Source organism: Nocardia sp. CWNU-33 (assembly GCF_046764895.1).
Classification (GTDB): Bacteria; Actinomycetota; Actinomycetes; order Mycobacteriales; family Mycobacteriaceae; genus Nocardia.
Genome location: NZ_JBKOQN010000012.1, coordinates 191019 through 207492, shown reverse-complemented (window position 1 = coordinate 207492; position 16474 = coordinate 191019). Strand labels below are relative to the sequence as shown.

General features: G+C 67.2%; 15 protein-coding genes. 4 read left to right on the top strand and 11 right to left on the bottom strand.

Going from position 1 to position 16474, the window contains the following annotated elements; genetic code table 11:
• Window positions 1–179 precede the first annotated feature (179 nt).
• From ACLMAL_RS19160 to rimP, 8 genes are all read right to left on the bottom strand, one after another.
• Window positions 180–1547 carry an MATE family efflux transporter gene (locus ACLMAL_RS19160; protein WP_412000328.1) on the bottom strand — a complete coding sequence of 456 codons (1368 nt, stop codon included), beginning with the start codon at window positions 1545–1547 and terminating at the stop codon, window positions 180–182.
• 49 nt (window positions 1548–1596) lie between these two features.
• The gene (locus ACLMAL_RS19155) at window positions 1597–2613 is read right to left on the bottom strand and encodes a DHH family phosphoesterase (RefSeq protein ID WP_412000289.1); all 1017 of its coding nucleotides are present in this window, start codon (window positions 2611–2613) and stop codon (window positions 1597–1599) included.
• Between the two features lie 13 nt (window positions 2614–2626).
• Window positions 2627–3070, bottom strand: coding sequence for a 30S ribosome-binding factor RbfA (gene rbfA, locus ACLMAL_RS19150; RefSeq protein ID WP_328403808.1), 444 nt, complete (start codon window positions 3068–3070; stop codon window positions 2627–2629).
• A 26-nt stretch (window positions 3071–3096) separates the two neighbouring features.
• The gene (locus ACLMAL_RS19145) at window positions 3097–3387 is read right to left on the bottom strand and encodes a DUF503 domain-containing protein (protein ID WP_328413231.1); all 291 of its coding nucleotides are present in this window, start codon (window positions 3385–3387) and stop codon (window positions 3097–3099) included.
• Window positions 3388–3504: 117 nt separating this feature from the next.
• Window positions 3505–6549 (bottom strand): translation initiation factor IF-2, encoded by a 3045-nt coding sequence (gene infB, locus ACLMAL_RS19140; protein ID WP_412000288.1) that lies wholly within the window; start codon window positions 6547–6549, stop codon window positions 3505–3507.
• A gap of 108 nt (window positions 6550–6657) precedes the next feature.
• On the bottom strand, window positions 6658–6993 hold the full coding sequence (locus tag ACLMAL_RS19135; protein ID WP_412000327.1) for a YlxR family protein: 336 nt from the start codon (window positions 6991–6993) through the stop codon (window positions 6658–6660).
• Window positions 6994–7139: 146 nt separating this feature from the next.
• The gene (gene nusA / locus ACLMAL_RS19130) at window positions 7140–8168 is read right to left on the bottom strand and encodes a transcription termination factor NusA (protein ID WP_328403812.1); all 1029 of its coding nucleotides are present in this window, start codon (window positions 8166–8168) and stop codon (window positions 7140–7142) included.
• Window positions 8165–8815 (bottom strand): ribosome maturation factor RimP, encoded by a 651-nt coding sequence (gene rimP, locus ACLMAL_RS19125; RefSeq protein WP_328403814.1) that lies wholly within the window; start codon window positions 8813–8815, stop codon window positions 8165–8167. The genes nusA and rimP overlap by 4 nt, the downstream gene beginning before the upstream one ends.
• A 297-nt stretch (window positions 8816–9112) precedes the next feature.
• Here rimP and ACLMAL_RS19120 point away from each other — a divergent pair, with 297 nt between their 5' ends.
• Both ACLMAL_RS19120 and ACLMAL_RS19115 read left to right on the top strand, forming a co-directional pair.
• A complete protein-coding gene (locus tag ACLMAL_RS19120; RefSeq protein ID WP_412000326.1) occupies window positions 9113–9634 on the top strand; it encodes a hypothetical protein in 522 nt (173 codons plus the stop codon).
• Window positions 9631–10065 carry a ferritin-like domain-containing protein gene (locus ACLMAL_RS19115; RefSeq protein WP_412000287.1) on the top strand — a complete coding sequence of 145 codons (435 nt, stop codon included), beginning with the start codon at window positions 9631–9633 and terminating at the stop codon, window positions 10063–10065. Before ACLMAL_RS19120 ends, ACLMAL_RS19115 begins: the two co-directional genes overlap by 4 nt.
• Before the next feature lie 235 nt (window positions 10066–10300).
• Here ACLMAL_RS19115 and ACLMAL_RS19110 read toward each other — a convergent pair whose 3' ends face one another.
• On the bottom strand, window positions 10301–12052 hold the full coding sequence (locus ACLMAL_RS19110; protein WP_412000286.1) for an acyl-CoA dehydrogenase family protein: 1752 nt from the start codon (window positions 12050–12052) through the stop codon (window positions 10301–10303).
• Window positions 12053–12478: 426 nt separating this feature from the next.
• A complete protein-coding gene (locus ACLMAL_RS19105; protein WP_412000285.1) occupies window positions 12479–14236 on the bottom strand; it encodes a proline--tRNA ligase in 1758 nt (585 codons plus the stop codon).
• Window positions 14237–14371: 135 nt separating this feature from the next.
• Here ACLMAL_RS19105 and yaaA point away from each other — a divergent pair, with 135 nt between their 5' ends.
• Window positions 14372–15115: a peroxide stress protein YaaA gene (yaaA, locus tag ACLMAL_RS19100; protein ID WP_412000284.1), complete on the top strand. Its 744-nt coding sequence runs from the start codon at window positions 14372–14374 to the stop codon at window positions 15113–15115.
• Window positions 15116–15221: 106 nt separating this feature from the next.
• Window positions 15222–15953 carry a hypothetical protein gene (locus tag ACLMAL_RS19095; protein ID WP_412000283.1) on the top strand — a complete coding sequence of 244 codons (732 nt, stop codon included), beginning with the start codon at window positions 15222–15224 and terminating at the stop codon, window positions 15951–15953.
• A 208-nt stretch (window positions 15954–16161) separates the two neighbouring features.
• Here the strand turns inward: ACLMAL_RS19095 and ACLMAL_RS19090 are convergent, their stop codons facing one another.
• Window positions 16162–16341: a hypothetical protein gene (locus tag ACLMAL_RS19090; RefSeq protein WP_328403828.1), complete on the bottom strand. Its 180-nt coding sequence runs from the start codon at window positions 16339–16341 to the stop codon at window positions 16162–16164.
• Between the last annotated feature and the right edge of the window lie 133 nt (window positions 16342–16474).

Here is a 16474-nt window from a genome sequence, read left to right as displayed (position 1 = left end):
CGTGTCTGCCATCCGAGGGATTACTCCGACAACGCATCCACTGCCAGTGAACCACGGTGGAAGCCGGCCGTCCGATACCCGAGTTGCGGAAGGCTGAGCCGGGTACGCCCGCCGGGCGCGTTGAGCTCTGCTCAGCACACTGCGGAGAGCTGAGCTCGACACCGACGATTCTTGCAGGCTCAGGCCGCTGCGCGGCCCCGTCCGGGAATTTCCATGCCGACCTGCGCCCATCGGCCCGACTCCGCCCGCCAGGCCACGGCGATCAACCGCAGCAGCATGAATCCGACAAGGCCGGACCAGATCCCGGCTAGACCCCAGTCGAAGGCAAGCGATAGCCAAATCGCGGGGAGGAAGCCGAGCAGTGCTGCGCCGAGGGTGGTGGTCCGCAGGTAGGCCGCGTCGCCCGCGCCGAGCAGGACGCCGTCGAGCGCGAAGACGATGCCTGCGACCGGGATGATGGCGACGAAGAACCACCACGCGACGTGTGTGCGGTCCAACACGGCGGGGTCGTCGGTGAAAAGTTTCGGCATCACGACGACGCCCGCGGCGAAGAACGCCGCCAAGATCAATGCGAAGAGCTCCGACCAGCGAGTGATGCGACGTGCCAGGCTGCCTGCGCCCTGCGCGTCGCCTGCACCGAGCGCGGCTCCGACCAGGGTTTGCGCGGCGATCGCGAGCGAATCCAGCGTCAAGGCAAGGAAATTCCAGAGTTGCAGGACCAATTGGTGGGCGGCGACGGAGGCAGCACCGAATCGGGCGGCGACGGCGGCCGCCGAGACGAAACAGGCTTGGAAGGCAAGACTGCGGACGATCAGGTCGCGACCGAGCACCAACTGCGCACGCATAACCGACCAGTGCGGAGCGAGCGAAATCCGTTCACGCACCAGAGCACTGAGGAACAACACGGCCGTCACGGCCTGCCCGGCAACATTGGCCACAGCGGATCCTGGCAGCTCGAGGCGTGGTGCACCGAGCAGCCCGTGCACCAGTACCGGGCACAGCACACCTGAAACCGACAGCCCGGCAACCACGAACAACAACGGTCGACGGGTCTGCTGTACCCCACGCAGCCACCCGTTGCCCGCCATCGAAATCAGGATCAGCGGGACACCGAACAACGCGATCCGCACCCAGAGCAGAGCCTCAGCCGCGATACCCCCACCGCCTGCGATCACATTCGTCAGCGGAATCGCGAACAGCTGCACCGCAAAGACGATCAGCGCCCCCAATACGACGGCGATCCACGTCGCCTGCACGCCCTCGGCCACCGCACCGCGCTCATCCCCCGCACCATGCCTGCGGGCAGCGCGCGCGGTGGTGCCGTAGGACAAAAAGGTCAGCTGCGAACTCGCCTGAGCCAGAATCAATCCCCCGACTGCAAGCCCAGCCAGCGCCAACGCCCCGAGCCGCCCGACCACCGCCAGGTCGAACAGCAGATAGATCGGTTCGGCGACGAGCACTCCCAACGTCGGCACCGCAAGTCCGAGAATCCGCCTCGGCCCGGCATTCGCCGCCGGATCAGCACGCTCCGGCGGCGCGGCAACCACGATGGACTCGTGCCCAGCGCCCCCGCCGAGGTCCTCAGTACTCACCCGCTCACCCGAGAGCGGCCAGCAGTGCCGCGACAATGGATTCGGGCGTGCCGTTGGTGGTGTAACCGGCAGCGAAGCGATGTCCGCCGCCACCCAAGGCAGTTGCTATCGCGGCCACGTCGACGCCGTCGGCGCCGCCGGGTGTGGTGTCGCGGGAACGCAGCGACACGGTCCAGCGCTCCTGGATGGTGCGTGACTCCTTGAAGACCGCGGCAACGCCCGCTTCGGCGGTGGTGCGGACGATGTCGACGACACTCTCCGCTTCTTCCGAGCTGACCTCGGCCACATCGGCGCGACGCACGAACGCGTACACCAGGCCCGTGCCGCCATTCGCCGAGGGCACCAACTGCGCGGAGCCCAGGACGCGCGACAGCATCGGCAGCCAATTGAACGGGTGGGTGTCCATCAGCGTGCGGGAAATCTCCGCACCGTCGATACCGGTGGCCAGCAGTCGCTCGGCCAAACGGTGGGTGCCGGGCCGAACCCAGCGGAACGAGCCGGTGTCGGTGACAAGCCCTGCGTAAAGGCAGTGCGCCACTTCGGGATCGATCGGCACTTGCCACGCGTCGAGCAACCGGACGAGCACGCTGGTCGTCGACTCCGCGTTCGGATCGACCACATTGACCGTCCCGAACCTGGTGTTGGATCGGTGATGATCGAGCACCAGTGTTGTTGCGGCACCGGACAATCGGTCGGCCAAAGCGCCGAGCCTGCCCGCGCTGCCGCAGTCCACGGCCACCAGCAGGTCCACCTCACGCGGTACCTGCTCCGGCGCGACCAAATGATGCGCGCCTGGCAACGACCGCATCGAAACGGGCAAATCGGCCGGTTCGGCGAACGACACCCACACCGGAATGCCGCGACGATGCAGTATCAACGCCAATGCCAGCCCACTGCCGATGGTATCGGCATCAGGCTGCACGTGGCACAGGATGGTGACCGAGCGTGCGGCCGCCAATGCCGCGACGGCCGCATCGAGATCCGCCGCGTCGAGACCGACTGCTTCGGGCATCGTCGTCATCGCCTACCGCATGTCACTCGTCGGTGTCGCGTTCGACCTTGTACGGATCGGACTCGCCTGCGTGGGTAGCGGTGGCCGCCACCTTCGCCACCGCTTCGTCGGCAGCTCTGGCCTTGGCCAGCAATGCCTCCATGTCCGCAGCCACCTCGGGCACCTTGTCGAGCACAAAGGCCAGCGTCGGGGTGAACTTCACGCCGGTGCCTGCGCCCACCTTCGAACGCAGCACGCCCTTCGCCTTCTCCAGGCCCATGGCCGCACCCTCGTAATCGGGTTCGACGTCCAAGCTTTCGCCCAGCACCGTGTAGTACACCTTGGCGTCCCGCAGATCCGGGGAGACCTTGGCGTCGGTGATGGTCACGAAATTCAGGCGCGGATCCTTCACCTCGTACTCGATCGCGGTCGCCACGATCGCGGAAATCCGCTTGGCGAGTCGGCGTGCCCTGGCTTGATCCACCATGGCTGAACCCTCCTCACAATAAAACGTCAGTCTTCGGGTCCGAAGATCCTGCGGCGCACTGCCAGCAACTCTAACTCCGGACGGGCGGCAACGTGCCGCTCACATTTGTCGAGCACCTCGGTCAGATGATCCATTCCGGAACTGACCATGGCGACTCCCAGCAACGACCGGCGATGCCGATCGTGTTCCCCGCCTTCGGCGGCACTCACCCCGAAGCGTTGCAACTCGGCCAGGACCGGCCGGATCACCGAACGCTTCTCCTTCAGTGAATGCACGTCACCGAGCAGGATGTCGAACTCCAGTGCACCGAGGTACACGCACACCTCTTCAGTGTCGAGATTCTTCAGTATCGAGACGATAGCGCCGTCAGGTCGCGCCCACCCGAGCCCCGGCTTTCGCCGGGGTGACGGGCGGGCGCGACGCTGTTGCGGCTATCAGTCGCGCGGCTTCTCGCGCAGCTCGTAGGCCTCGATGATGTCGCCTTCCTTGATGTCGGAGTAGGTGACGGTCATACCGCATTCGAAACCCTCGCGGACCTCGGCGGCGTCATCCTTCTCACGCTTCAGGGAGGAGATCGTCATCGTCTCGGCGACCACCACGTTGTCACGCAGCAGCCTGGCCTTCGCATTGCGCTTGACCGACCCGGAGGTGACCATGCAGCCGGCGATGTTACCGATCTTGGAGGACCGGAAGATCGCGCGGATCTCGGCGCGACCCAGCTCGACCTCTTCGTAGATCGGCTTGAGCATGCCCTTGAGGGCCTTCTCGATCTCATCGATGGCCTGGTAGATCACCGAGTAGTACCGGATGTCCACGCCTTCGCGGTTGGCCAACTCGGTCGCCTTGCCCTCTGCACGGACATTGAACCCGATGATGATCGCGTTCGACGCCGACGCCAGGTTGACGTTGGTCTCGGTGACACCACCGACACCACGGTCGATGACCCGCAGACGCACCTCGTCGTCCACCTGGATACCGAGCAGCGCCTCTTCGAGGGCCTCGACGGTACCGGAGTTGTCGCCCTTCAGGATCAGGTTCAGCTCCGAAGTCTCCTTCAGTGCGGCATCCAGATCTTCCAGGCTGATCCGCTTGCGGCTGCGAGCGGCCAGTGCGTTGCGCTTACGCGCATTGCGGCGATCGGCGATCTGACGTGCGATGCGGTCCTCGTCGACAACCAGGAGGTTGTCACCGGCGCCCGGCACCGACGTGAAGCCGATGACCTGGACCGGTCGCGACGGCAGCGCCGCAACAACATCCTCGCCGTGCTCGTCGACCATGCGACGGACGCGACCGTAGGCGTCGCCCGCCACGATCGAGTCGCCGACACGCAGCGTGCCGCGCTGGATGAGCACGGTTGCCACCGGACCACGGCCGCGGTCGAGGTGCGCCTCGATGGCGACACCCTGGGCGTCCATGTCCGGGTTGGCCCGCAGGTCCAGCGATGCGTCCGCGGTCAGCACGACCGCTTCCAGCAGCGCCTCGATGTTGGTGCCCTGCTTGGCGGAGATGTCGACGAACATGGTGTCGCCGCCGTACTCCTCGGTCACCAGACCGTATTCGGTCAGCTGCTGCCGGATCTTGTCCGGGTTCGCGCCTTCCTTGTCGATCTTGTTGACCGCCACCACGATCGGCACGTCGGCCGCTTGCGCATGGTTGATCGCTTCCACCGTCTGCGGCATGACGCCGTCGTCGGCCGCGACCACCAGGATCGCGATGTCGGTGGCCTTCGCACCACGGGCACGCATGGCGGTGAACGCCTCGTGACCCGGGGTGTCGATGAAGGTGATCAGTCGGTCTTCGTCGTTGACGTGCGTCAGCACCTGGTAGGCGCCGATGTGCTGGGTGATGCCACCGGCCTCGCCCTCACGGACGTTGGCCTTACGGATCGTGTCGAGCAGTCGGGTCTTACCGTGGTCGACGTGACCCATGACGGTCACCACCGGCGGCCTGATCTGCAGGTCTTCCTCGCCACCCTCGTCCTCGCCGTAGGTGAGGTCGAAGCTTTCGAGCAGCTCGCGATCCTCGTCCTCCGGGCTGACGACGTGCACGACGTAGTTCATCTCGCTGCCGAGCAGCTCGAGGGTCTCGTCGTTCACCGACTGGGTAGCGGTGACCATTTCGCCGAGGTTGAACAGCGCCTGGACCAGGGAGGCCGGGTTGGCGTCGATCTTCTCCGCGAAGTCCGACAGCGATGCGCCGCGGGCGAGACGGATGATCTCGCCGTTGCCGCGCGGCAGCCGCACGCCGCCGACCGCGGGCGCCTGCATGTTCTCGTACTCGGCGCGCTTCGCCCGCTTCGACTTGCGGCCACGACGGACCGCGCCGCCGGGACGACCGAAGGCACCGGCTGCGCCACCACGGCCACCGGGTCCGCCGGGACGACCACCGCCGCCACCGGGACGACCACGGAAACCGCCCGCCGCGGGAGCACCCGCACCGGCACCGGGCGCACCCGTGCCGCCACCGCCACCGCCACCGGGACCGCCGCGGTAGCCACCGCCACCGCCACCGCCACCGGGACGACCGCCGGGTCCACCCGGACGACCGCCGGGACCGCCAGGACGACCGGCACCCGCGCCGCCGCCCGGACCCGGACGGGCCGAACGAGCAGGCATGGCACCGGGATTCGGGCGCGGCGGCATCGAGCCGGGGCTCGGCCGCGGTCCACCCGGACGGGGACCACCCTGACCAGCGGCCGGACGGGGACCGCCCTGACCGGGAGCCGGACGCGCGCCGCCCTGCGCGGGTGCGCCGGGACGCGGACCGTGCCCGGGACCCGGGCGCGGACCGCCTTGGCCGGGGGCAGGACGCGGCGCGGGGCGCTCACGCTCGGGAGCCGATGAATACGGATTGTTGCCGACCCGAGGGGTCTTGGGGCCTGGCTTCGGACCGCCCGCGGGACCACCGGGGCGCGGGCCCGAGCCCTGCGCGGGGGCGCCGGGGCGCTGTTGCTGCGGCTGACCGGGCCGCGGACCACCTGGGGTCGGGCGCGGACCGGCCGGAGCCGGAGCGGCCTTCGCCGCGGGAGCCGACTGTGCGGCGTCCTGAACCGGCGCCGATTCGCGCGCGACCGGGGCCGCGGGAGCCGGCTTCACGGCCGGACCGGGGCGCACCGCGTCGGCGACGCGCTCGGCGGGCCGGGCGACGGGCTCAGCGGTTTCCCGTGCGGCCGGAGCCGCGGGGGTGGCTGCCGGAGCCGGAGCCGGAGTACGTGGACCTGGACGCGGCCCACCCGGGGTGGGCTTGGCGGCCGGACGGGCCGTCGACGCCGATCCGGGCCGCGCCTCGGACTTGGCTGCTCCATTGGCCGGTGCGGACTTCGCCGCCACCGACTCGCGCAGCCGACGTGCGACGGGTGCTTCCACCGTCGAGGACGCCGACTTCACGAACTCGCCCTGCTCCTTGAGCTTTGCGAGTAGTTCTTTGCTTGTGACACCGAGTTCTTTGGCCAACTCGTGCACGCGGGCTTTGCCTGCCACTGCTCTCCTCACTGAGAGGTCGAGCAGTGCCTCCGCCTAGGGAAGGCGGGCCCGCACGACCTCGGGTTATCTCCGATGGACGTTCATCGTTGGTGCTTCACGGTGTGCTCATGAGTGCTCGTGCCTGTTCTCGAGGTACTTCTCCAGGGCTGAGATATCCAGATGTCCGGACACTCGTAGTGCTCTGCCGAATGCTCGGCGTCGCTCTGCTGCGGTCAAACAAACCGAAACGGGGTGCAACCAGGCACCCCGTCCGGGAAGTCTGCGCTGCGGATCGGGAACGACCGCAAAAGCATGAGAACCATTTGTGCCGGTCTCACATTCCCGCGCCACGATCCGCAACAGGTCGACGGTCAACTCGCGCTTCCGGCATCCGATGCAAGTCCGCACCGGAGCTGCCGGACGCTGGGGCGTTGTTGGCTGCTGGCTGGTGCGGTCGGGCAAGGAAACCGAAGGCTCGCGTTGAACCTGAGACCACTCTACCGCTGCCCCGGTCAGATCACCGAACCCCGCCCCCGCGGAAGTTACCAACATGTCATCCGAAGCATCCGGTATCGGGCCCATACGCGGCTCACCGCGAGCGGTGTCGGTCAACTTCGATGCGCTTCCGTTCGCACACTGCCGCCCATGTCAGGGGCCGCGTCGCTGCGGATATCGATGCGCCAGCCGGTCAAGCGGGCCGCCAGGCGGGCATTCTGCCCCTCCTTGCCGATCGCGAGCGAGAGCTGGAAGTCCGGCACCACGACCCGCGCAGCGCGCGCCTCCGCATCGACGATGGTGACCGATACCACTTTGGACGGCGAGAGCGCATTGCCGACGAAAGTCGCCGGGTCCTCCGCGTAATCGATGATGTCGATCTTCTCGCCTGCCAGCTCGCTCATCACGTTGCGCACCCGCTGCCCCATCGGGCCGATACAGGCGCCCTTGGCGTTGACTCCCGGCACGGTGGTGCGCACCGCGATCTTGGAGCGGTGCCCGGCCTCACGAGCGACCGCGACGATCTCCACCGAGCCGTCGGCGATCTCGGGAACCTCGAGCGCGAACAGCCGGCGCACCAGATTCGGGTGCGTCCGCGACAGCGTGATCTGCGGGCCACGCGGGCCGCGCGAGACGCCGACGACGTAGCACTTGATCCGGTCGCCGTGCTCGTAGGTTTCGCCGGGCACCTGCTCGGCGGGCGGGATCAAGCCCTCGGTCCCGTGCATCTCGCTACCGATGCGCACCACGATGGTGCCGCGAGCGTTGGCGCGCGCGTCGCGCTGCACGACGCCGCCGACGATGTCGCCCTCATGGGTGGCGAACTCGCCGAAGGACTTCTCGTTCTCCGCATCGCGCAGTCGCTGCAACACCACCTGGCGTGCGGTGGTCGCGGCGATCCGGCCGAATCCCTCTGGGGTGTCGTCCCATTCGGAAATCATGTTGCCGTCGGCGTCGACCTCCATGGCCATCACCCGCACGACGCCGGTCTTCTGGTTGATGTCGATGCGCGCGTTGGGCTGGTGGCCCTCGGTGTGCCGGTAGGCGGTGAGCAATGCCGACTCGATCGCGGAGATCACGGTCTCGATCGAGATCCCCTTGTCGGCGACAATCGCGCGCAGGGCTTCGATTTCGATGTTCATTCCACGATCCCTTCGGTCGGCGAATCGGACGCTGTTATTGATTCGGACAATGCATCGGTCGTTCCTAGAACTTCTTCTTCCTGTCCCGGCCGCGGACGGCCGGGCGCGACTCCACCCGCAAGCTCGAGCTCACCCGCACCGGGCGGCGAGAACTCGACCTGGACGACGGCTTCGGCGATGTCGGCGAGCGCGACGCTGACCCGATGCGGGTTGCGTTTGCCGCCGAGCACCAGCGCCACCGTGCCGTCGGTGAGCGCACCGACCCTGGCTTCGAACTTGTCCGATCCACCCGAATCAGGGGCGGGCACCCCGGGTCGTAGCGAGATCCGCACTTTACGCCCACGGGCGCGACGCCAGTGCCGGTCGGCGGTGAGCGGGCGATCGATGCCGGGTGTGGTGACTTCCAGCAGATACTCCGTCTCGCCGAAATCGCCTGCCTCGTCGAGATGCTCGGAGAGCTCCCTGCTGAGTTCCGCAATGGTGTCCAGATCCGCGGCGTCGTCGCTGTCCACGATCACCTTCACCCGAGCCTGCGCTTCCGCGTGCTTGCCGGCCGTCGAAATCTCGACGCCCTCGAGGTCGAATCCTCGGCGTTCGACGAGTCCAGCAACCAGCTGGCTCAGCCTTTCCTCGGTCGGCATCGGCATGTGGGGCGACTCCTGGTTCAGTTGTGACGTGGCGGGAAAATTCTCTACCGGAGGTCTAGCGTAACGCGCCACGAGAGTGTAAAGGACCAGCGGCCTGAGGCAAGTTTCCTGTGTATGCGGCGGTCGGTCTCCGGCGAACAGGCCGGTCGACGGGTGGTCGGAGAGACCGCGTGAATCTGGCACGATGGTGCCGTGCCCATCCGCCATCATGCCCCGCCGCGCGCCGGGTGTACCTCCGGCATCGCCATCGACCGGCATGGTTGCGCGGACCGCTTGTCGGTCGGTCACCGCGTGACGGTGGACCGGCGCACCGCGTTGCGCATCGCCGGTGGCGGCACGGTCGGCGCGCTGACGCTCGGCGCGGCGGTCGGTTGCGCCGACGACACGATCTATGAGCCGGATCCGCTTGCCGCACAAGAGGTTCTGGCCCGCGCCGACGCCGTAGCAGCGACCGCGGCGATCGCGCTGACGCCGCAGCGGCACGCCGCGCTGACCACGATCGCGAGCGAACGCACCGCGCACGCCGATGCCTTGCGGGCCGAGATCAACCGGGTGATCGGGGTCTTCGGCGACGGCACCACCCCGACGCATCGCACCCGTTCGATGGACACCCCGGCCGACACGGGATCGGCACCGGCGGCGTCGGGTGCGGCCGTACCACCCGTCACACCTCCGACGATCGATCAGTTACGTGATCGTCTCGCCGCGTCCCAACAGTCCGCCGGCGATCTCGCGCGCACCCTATCGGGTTATCGGGCAGGGCTGTTGGCCTCCATCAGCGCGGCCTGCGCAACCGAGGCGGGAGTGCTGCTGACATGACCGACGCCGAGCGCCTTGCCCTGATCGACGCGTTGAACGCCGAATACGCGGCGGTATACGCCTACGGCGTGATCGACGCCTACGCCTCCACCGAACGCGACCGGCTCGTCACCCAATACACCGCCGCGCACCGTGCCCGCCGCGACAGCACCGTCGAGACCCTGACCGCGGCGGGCACCACCGCACCACCACCGGATGCCGCCTACACGACCCCGTTCCCGGTCGACGACCCGATCCCCGCGGCCAACCTCGCCGTCACCGTGGAAACCGACTGCGCGGTCGCCTGGCGCTCCGTGGTCGAACGCGCCGACACCGAACTCGTCCGCCGGATGGGCATCGAAGCGCTCACCGAAACGGCTCTGCGCCAAGCCACTTGGCAGGCGATCCTCGGCGCCGCCCCGCCGACGGTCGCCTTTCCGGGCATGGCTTGACGTCCGTCGGTCGGTCCCGCCCACAGCGCACGCCGACGCGTGCGACCGGCGCCGACCGCTGACGCTCGGTGGGCAGCACAGACAGCCATGTGCTTTGGGGATCCGACTTGTTTGCGGGTACCCGCAAGTGGTCCAGTGTCGCGATAACGGCCGCGGCCACGGTACGCCCGCGCAGGGGTAGAACGGGATCGGCCGACCCCCTCTGAGGTCGGCCGATCCCATCGAATTGCGGTGACTACGGGCGCATCGTGTACGCGCCGTCGTAGGAGGCGACCTGGTTCCAGACGCGGTCGAAACGCTCACGGTCCGCGAGCGGGGTGCGCAGTGCGCCGACGGCCCACGCCTGCTGTGCGGCAGTAGCGGTGGGCTTGCCGTAGAGGGTGGTGGCGTAGGTGTTGAAGTCGCGGATCTGGAAGTCGAAGATCTGGTCGAGCACATCGCGGTCGAGGCCGGTGATCGCGGCCTGCTCCAGGATCAGCTGGCCGTAGACCACCAGGGAGAACAGGTGGCCGATGGTCAGCATGAAGTCCAGGTCCTTCTGCTGGTCGGCGTCGGGGGCGGCCGTGGTCAGCAGGGTGCGCAGGGCCTGGGCCTGCTCGTAGAAGCGGGCCACGTTCGCGACATCGGTGTGCTTGTCGTAGACGGGGGTCCAGTCGGCGAACTGCACCTTGCCCGCACCGCGCGCCGGGCCCTGCCGGAAGAAGAACTCGTCGTCGGCCGCGTCGAGGCGGGTGCCGACCTCCGGGTACTCCTTCGGGTTGAACAGGTAGTTCGGCATGAACTTCAGGATCTGGCCGACATTGACATGCACGGTGCCCTCGAGCCGGGGCAGGGTGCCGATGTAGCGGGCGACCTGGGCGAAGTAGGTGTTCTTCTCGAAACCCTTGGCGGCGAGCACATCCAGCAGCAGCGTCATGACGGTCTCGCCCTCGGAGGTCACCTTGGACTTCGTCATCGGGTTGAACAGCAGGTAGCGGCGGTCTTCGAGGCTGGCGGTGCGGAAGTAGTCGACGGCCCGGTCGCTGAACAGCTTCATCGCGGTGATGCGGGCGTAGGCATCGACGAAGTTCGTCCGAACATGCGGGAAGTCGGTGACCGGGTTGCCGTAGAGGATGCGGTTGTTCGAGTGGGTGATCGCCTCGTAGAACGAATGCTCGACCATGCCGATGCTGCCATGACAGAGATTGAACTTGCCGACGTTGACGGTGTTCAGCGCCGCGGAGAAGGCTTCGGGACCGGTGGAGAGGATGTCCTCGGCGGTCACCGGGTAGTTGTGCAGCGCGAAGGTGCTGACGTAGAGCTGGCCGTGGATGACGTTGTCGATCAGCTCGTAGTCGTCGTGGCGGCTGTCGGCGGCGAACCACACGTAGCCCTCGGCGCCCTCGATGTCGGAGCGGCGTGAGAACACCGACACCATGCTGGCGACGTTGCCGTTGCCGATGTAGTACTTGGTGCCGTTGGCGCGGAACAGGATTCCCGCTTCGGCGTCGGCGCTGCCGGGTTCGGTCGGCGTCAGCACCAGGTCGGTGTTGTAGATGTCGGCGCCGTGGTCGCGCTCGGACAGACCGAACGCCATCACCTGGCCGTCGGCGAGGTCGGCGGCGGCCCGCTTCTTGGCGGCCTCGTTGTCGCTCTGCCAGATCGGGCCGAGGCCGAGGATGGTGACCTGCTCGGCGTACCAGTACGCGAGACCGTAGAACCCGAAGATCTCCGAGAGCGCCGCATTGCGGGCCGCGTCCCAGCGCCGGTTCGCGTCGCCGTCGGCATAGGCGGCGGGCGTCAGGAAGGTCGCGAACAGCTTTTCCTTCTTGGCGAACTCGAGAAACTCCGACACCCACACCGCATCCGCGTCATCGGTGAGCAGCTGTCGCTTGCCCCGCGATTCGAACCACTCGATGGTGGCCTTCAACAGTCGCCGCGTCTCGGCGTCGAACTGCTGTGGGTCGTAGGTGGCGGGGTTGAACAACAACGCGTCGATGCTCGTCATGTCGGTTAACTTACCAGCGAGTAACAGCAGCCCGGAGGGGGTCCACCATAGTCGGCCCGGCGAATCTTCCCTACGGAACCGTAGGTCGGACGCGCTTTCCGCACCACGGTCCAATACATCCGGCGCGGCAGGACCTACAGTCACACGAAGACACCTCGATGGTCGGCAAAGTCGGCGGCACCTCCGTTCGAGGGGCCGTGGCTTTGTTCCCATCCCGCGCCCAGAGGGGAGGTGTGGGTCTTATGCGCAAGCACCAGGAAGCCCCGGTCGACTGGGCCGCTGTATGCATCAGCGTTTGCCGCAGCCGCCGGGGCTGTCTACTTCCTGGTCCAGATGTCGGGGGCTAGGTAAACCCACCGAATGGGGCGTCGTTCGCAGCGCCGCCCCCTGAGCAACCGTCACTCGACGTGACGGACTGAGTCACCGTCAGCCGCGGACCTGCGCGAGCACCGAATCCACCACCGATTCCGCTGGTACCTCGATGGATTCGCCGGTGAACCGGTCGCGGATCTCGACCTTGCCCTCGGCCCAGCCGCGGCCGACCACCACGATCAGCGGCACACCGATCAGCTCGGAATCCTTGAATTTCACACCGGGCGAGGCCTTGCGATCGTCGAGGACGACCTCGAGGCCCGCCGCATCCAGTTGTGCGGCAACCTGTTCGCCGCCGTCGCGAGCGGACTCGTCCTTGTTGGCGATCACCACGTGCACGTCGAACGGAGCGACCTCGCGCGGCCAGCGCAGACCCTTGTCGTCGTGCTGCTGCTCCGCGATGACAGCCACCATCCTGGACACCCCGACACCGTAAGAGCCCATGGTGAGCCGGACCGGCTTGCCGTTCTCACCGAGTACATCGACGTCGAACGCGTCGGTGTACTTGGTGCCGAGCTGGAAGATGTGTCCGATCTCGATGCCGCGCGCCGAAACCAGCGGGCCCGCCCCGTCGGGTGAGGGGTCGCCGTCGCGCACCTCAGCGGCCTCGATGGTGCCGTCCGGGGTGAAGTCGCGGCCGGCGACCAAGCCGACCACATGCTTGCCAGGCGCGTCGGCGCCGGTGATCCATGCGGTGCCGGTCACCACTCGCGGGTCGACCAGGTAGCGAACACCGTTGTCCAGCAACGCCTTCGGTCCGATGTACCCCTTGACCAGGAAGTCATTGGCGGCGAAATCGGCCTCGGTGAGCAATTCCACCTCGGCGGGTTCGACAGACGCGCCGAGGCGCTTGTCGTCCACCTCACGGTCACCGGGGATGCCGATCCCGACGATTTCGGTCTTGCCGTCCGGATGGCGCAGCTTCACCATGATGTTCTTCAGGGTGTCGGCCGCGGTGACCGGACGACCGTAGCTCTCCGCGATGCCTGCGCCATTGGCCCAACCGACCAGCGTCGCAATGGTCGGGGTGTCGGGGGTGTCGTGCACAACAGCCGCGCGCAGCCCTTCCAGCGGGATCGCCGCGGGCGCGGGCGTGACCACGGCCTCCACGTTGGCCGCGTACCCGGACTCGACGCAGCGCACATAGGTGTCCTCACCGACCGGGCTCTCGGCCAAGAACTCCTCCGACGCGCTGCCGCCCATGGCACCCGAGGTCGCGGCCACGATTACGTAGTCGACGCGGAGCCGCTCGAAGATACGGCGATAGGCATCGCGGTGCGCCTGGTAACTGCGCTTCAGCCCGTCCTCGTCCAGGTCGAAGGAGTAGGAGTCCTTCATGACGAACTCGCGCCCACGCAGGATGCCCGCGCGGGGACGTTCCTCGTCACGGTACTTGGTCTGGATCTGATACAACGTGACCGGAAGATCCTTGTACGAGTTGTATTCGCCCTTCACAGTGAGCGCGAACAGCTCCTCGTGGGTCGGGCCGAGCAGATAGTCGGCGCCCTTGCGGTCCTGCAGCCGGAACAGGCCGGGACCGTATTCGGTCCACCGGTTGGTGGTCTCGTACGGCTCGCGCGGCAGCAGTGCGGGCAGCGAGATCTCCTGGGCGCCGATGGCGTCCATCTCTTCCCGGACGACATTCTCGACCCGGCGCAGCACCCGCAGGCCCAGCGGCAGCCACGAGTACACACCCGGGGCGACGCGGCGCACGTATCCGGCGCGGACGAGGAGTTTGTGGCTGGGCACCTCGGCGTCGGCGGGATCGTCGCGCAGGGTACGCAGGAACAGGCGGGAGAGGCGGGTGATCACGGAACGACAGGGTAGTCGCTGGCCGGGCGATGCCTGCAAGGCATTGGTCTAATTCGGCCTGATCGGGGGCGCTGCGTAGTTGCCCCGGCTACCGCCTCCGAGCCCCGACCGAGCACGCCGGTACCGTATCCGCTCGTGCTGGTGCTGCTGCCTCCCTCCGAAACCAAGTCCGACGGTGGTTGTGACGCGCCCCTCGACCTGACATCGTTGGCGATGCCGCAGCTCACACCGGTACGCGACCGCCTGATCCACGAGGTGGTCAAGTTGGCGGCCGACCCCGACCACGCCCGCGTTGTCCTCGGTCTCGGCAGGGGAGCCGACGTCGAGATCGCCCGCAATGCGAGCCTGTGTACCTCCCCGACCCGGCCTGCGCTGGAGCGCTACACCGGCGTCCTCTACGACGCTCTCGACGCCCGCGCCTTCACCAAGACGCAGCGGGCCAAGGCCGACGCCAGGCTCGCCATCGGTTCCGCATTGTTCGGCGCCATCCGCGCCACCGACGCGATCCCCGCCTACCGCCTTTCCGGTGGCTCCAAACTCCCCGGCCTGCCCACCCTTTCGGCGATATGGCGCGACGCGCTTCCCGACGCGCTGCACGCCGAAGCCACAGGTGAGCTGGTCATCGATCTCCGCTCGGGCAGCTACCAGCAGTTGGGGCGGGTCCCCGGCGCGATCACCGCCAACGTCCTCACCGAACACCCCGACGGCACCCGGACCGTGGTGAGCCATTTCAACAAGCACCACAAGGGTCTGCTCGCCAGGGCTCTGGTCCTCACCCGTGCCGACCCCACCGACATCCGCGCAGTCGCACGTATCGCGACCAAGTCGGGCCTGAAGACCGAAATCTCCTCCCCTACAGAGCTTTTGATCATCACCTGAGGCGGGCCACGCAGACTCGCCGACACAATGGCAGTGTTGTGCAGGCTTCCATCCCCTGGGCATTCCTCCGGATCCACTCGCAGTGCGCTGAACCTAGGCTGCCGCGATGGGTTTCTACGACTGCCGGTGCATGGTCACCGGTATCGGCCTGGACGGCATCGGTGCGACAGCGGTGTTGATCCGCCGCAATGGCGATGTGTACCAACCGATTTCACTGGGGATTGCGGGCAACTACGACCGGTCGGGAGCGGTCGACGGAGTTATCGAAGACCTCGGCACCGACGTGCTGCTGCGGTACTTCCTCAACCGCCTGAACGACGGCAGGCTGGTCCTCGACGCCGACGCGACCGAATTCGACCGCGAATCTCCGCCTACCGAAATCGACGAACTGCTCTGGTGCTTCGAACGCAACTGCCTCGACATCGATGACGAACCGGTCGCAGCCGCGATATTCGACGGGTCGCCGATCCTGCTGGCACTGGTCGCCCAACCGATTTGGGATGCCGTGACCGCCGCAGCCACTGCCGACCGATTCGCGAACGCATTCCCGGATTCGCCCACCGCGTTGGAGATCTATCGGGACCATCCGTCGGAATTATCCGTACCGGCCGGGAAGCTGCGCGCCATCAACGATCTCCTTGCCGCCCGTGGCCTGGTCTGGGCCTCGCCTGCACACGCCGCACAGCGGTACCCGACGGACTACGGTGGCCAGCACGACAGCGAGGACCTGCGCAGATTCCTCGATGAGGCCAGAGGCGACTACCACGACCTGCCGATCGTGTTGTCGGCGATCGACTCCTACGAGAGGAAGATCCGCGACCTGCTGATCGATGACTGACTGCTGAGAGCCCGACCTTGCCCTCCGGGCTCTCCCCGCGCGCCGGCGACCGCTGTGTGACCGCCGGCGCGCGTAGTTCGCGCTCTACCTCGGTCTGCATGGACCCAGGTTGCGAACCGCACCGATGCCGACAATGGACGTGAGCCTGTGTCCGCGAGCGAAGTAACGACCCGCTCGACCAACCGCGACTCGGTCCGCTCGGCAGGCGTCAGATACAGATGCTGAAACTGAAGACGCCCAGCGGGATGTTGAAGCAGAAGGCCACCGAACCCAGCGCAGGAGTCGGTGCCGGTGTTACCGGTTCGGCAGAGGCAGCGGGAGCTGCAGCTGTGCCGACAAGCAAGGTGATGGCAATCGCGGCGAGCGTCGAAGCAATCTTCGTGGTCATTTCAACGTTTCCTTAGCTAGGTGACGATGATGAGACTCCCGACCCGGTGATGGCTACTTCTACGATGGTCCGCCGATGCCAGGACTTCCACAAGACCGCTCCAGCGAGGGCGAAGCTCTTCCACGCCCCAAGG

Bases quoted from the DNA above. Each gene is read 5' to 3' on its own strand.
- ACLMAL_RS19155 (WP_412000289.1), bottom strand. From the start codon at position 2,613: ATGACGACGATGCCCGAAGCAGTCGGTCTCGACGCGGCGGATCTCGAT.
- rbfA (WP_328403808.1), bottom strand. From the start codon at position 3,070: ATGGTGGATCAAGCCAGGGCACGCCGACTCGCCAAGCGGATTTCCGCG.
- nusA (WP_328403812.1), bottom strand. From the start codon at position 8,168: ATGAACATCGAAATCGAAGCCCTGCGCGCGATTGTCGCCGACAAGGGG.
- rimP (WP_328403814.1), bottom strand. From the start codon at position 8,815: ATGCCGATGCCGACCGAGGAAAGGCTGAGCCAGCTGGTTGCTGGACTC.
- ACLMAL_RS19115 (WP_412000287.1), top strand. From the start codon at position 9,631: ATGACCGACGCCGAGCGCCTTGCCCTGATCGACGCGTTGAACGCCGAA.
- ACLMAL_RS19110 (WP_412000286.1), bottom strand. From the start codon at position 12,052: ATGACGAGCATCGACGCGTTGTTGTTCAACCCCGCCACCTACGACCCA.
- ACLMAL_RS19095 (WP_412000283.1), top strand. From the start codon at position 15,222: ATGGGTTTCTACGACTGCCGGTGCATGGTCACCGGTATCGGCCTGGAC.
- ACLMAL_RS19090 (WP_328403828.1), bottom strand. From the start codon at position 16,341: ATGACCACGAAGATTGCTTCGACGCTCGCCGCGATTGCCATCACCTTG.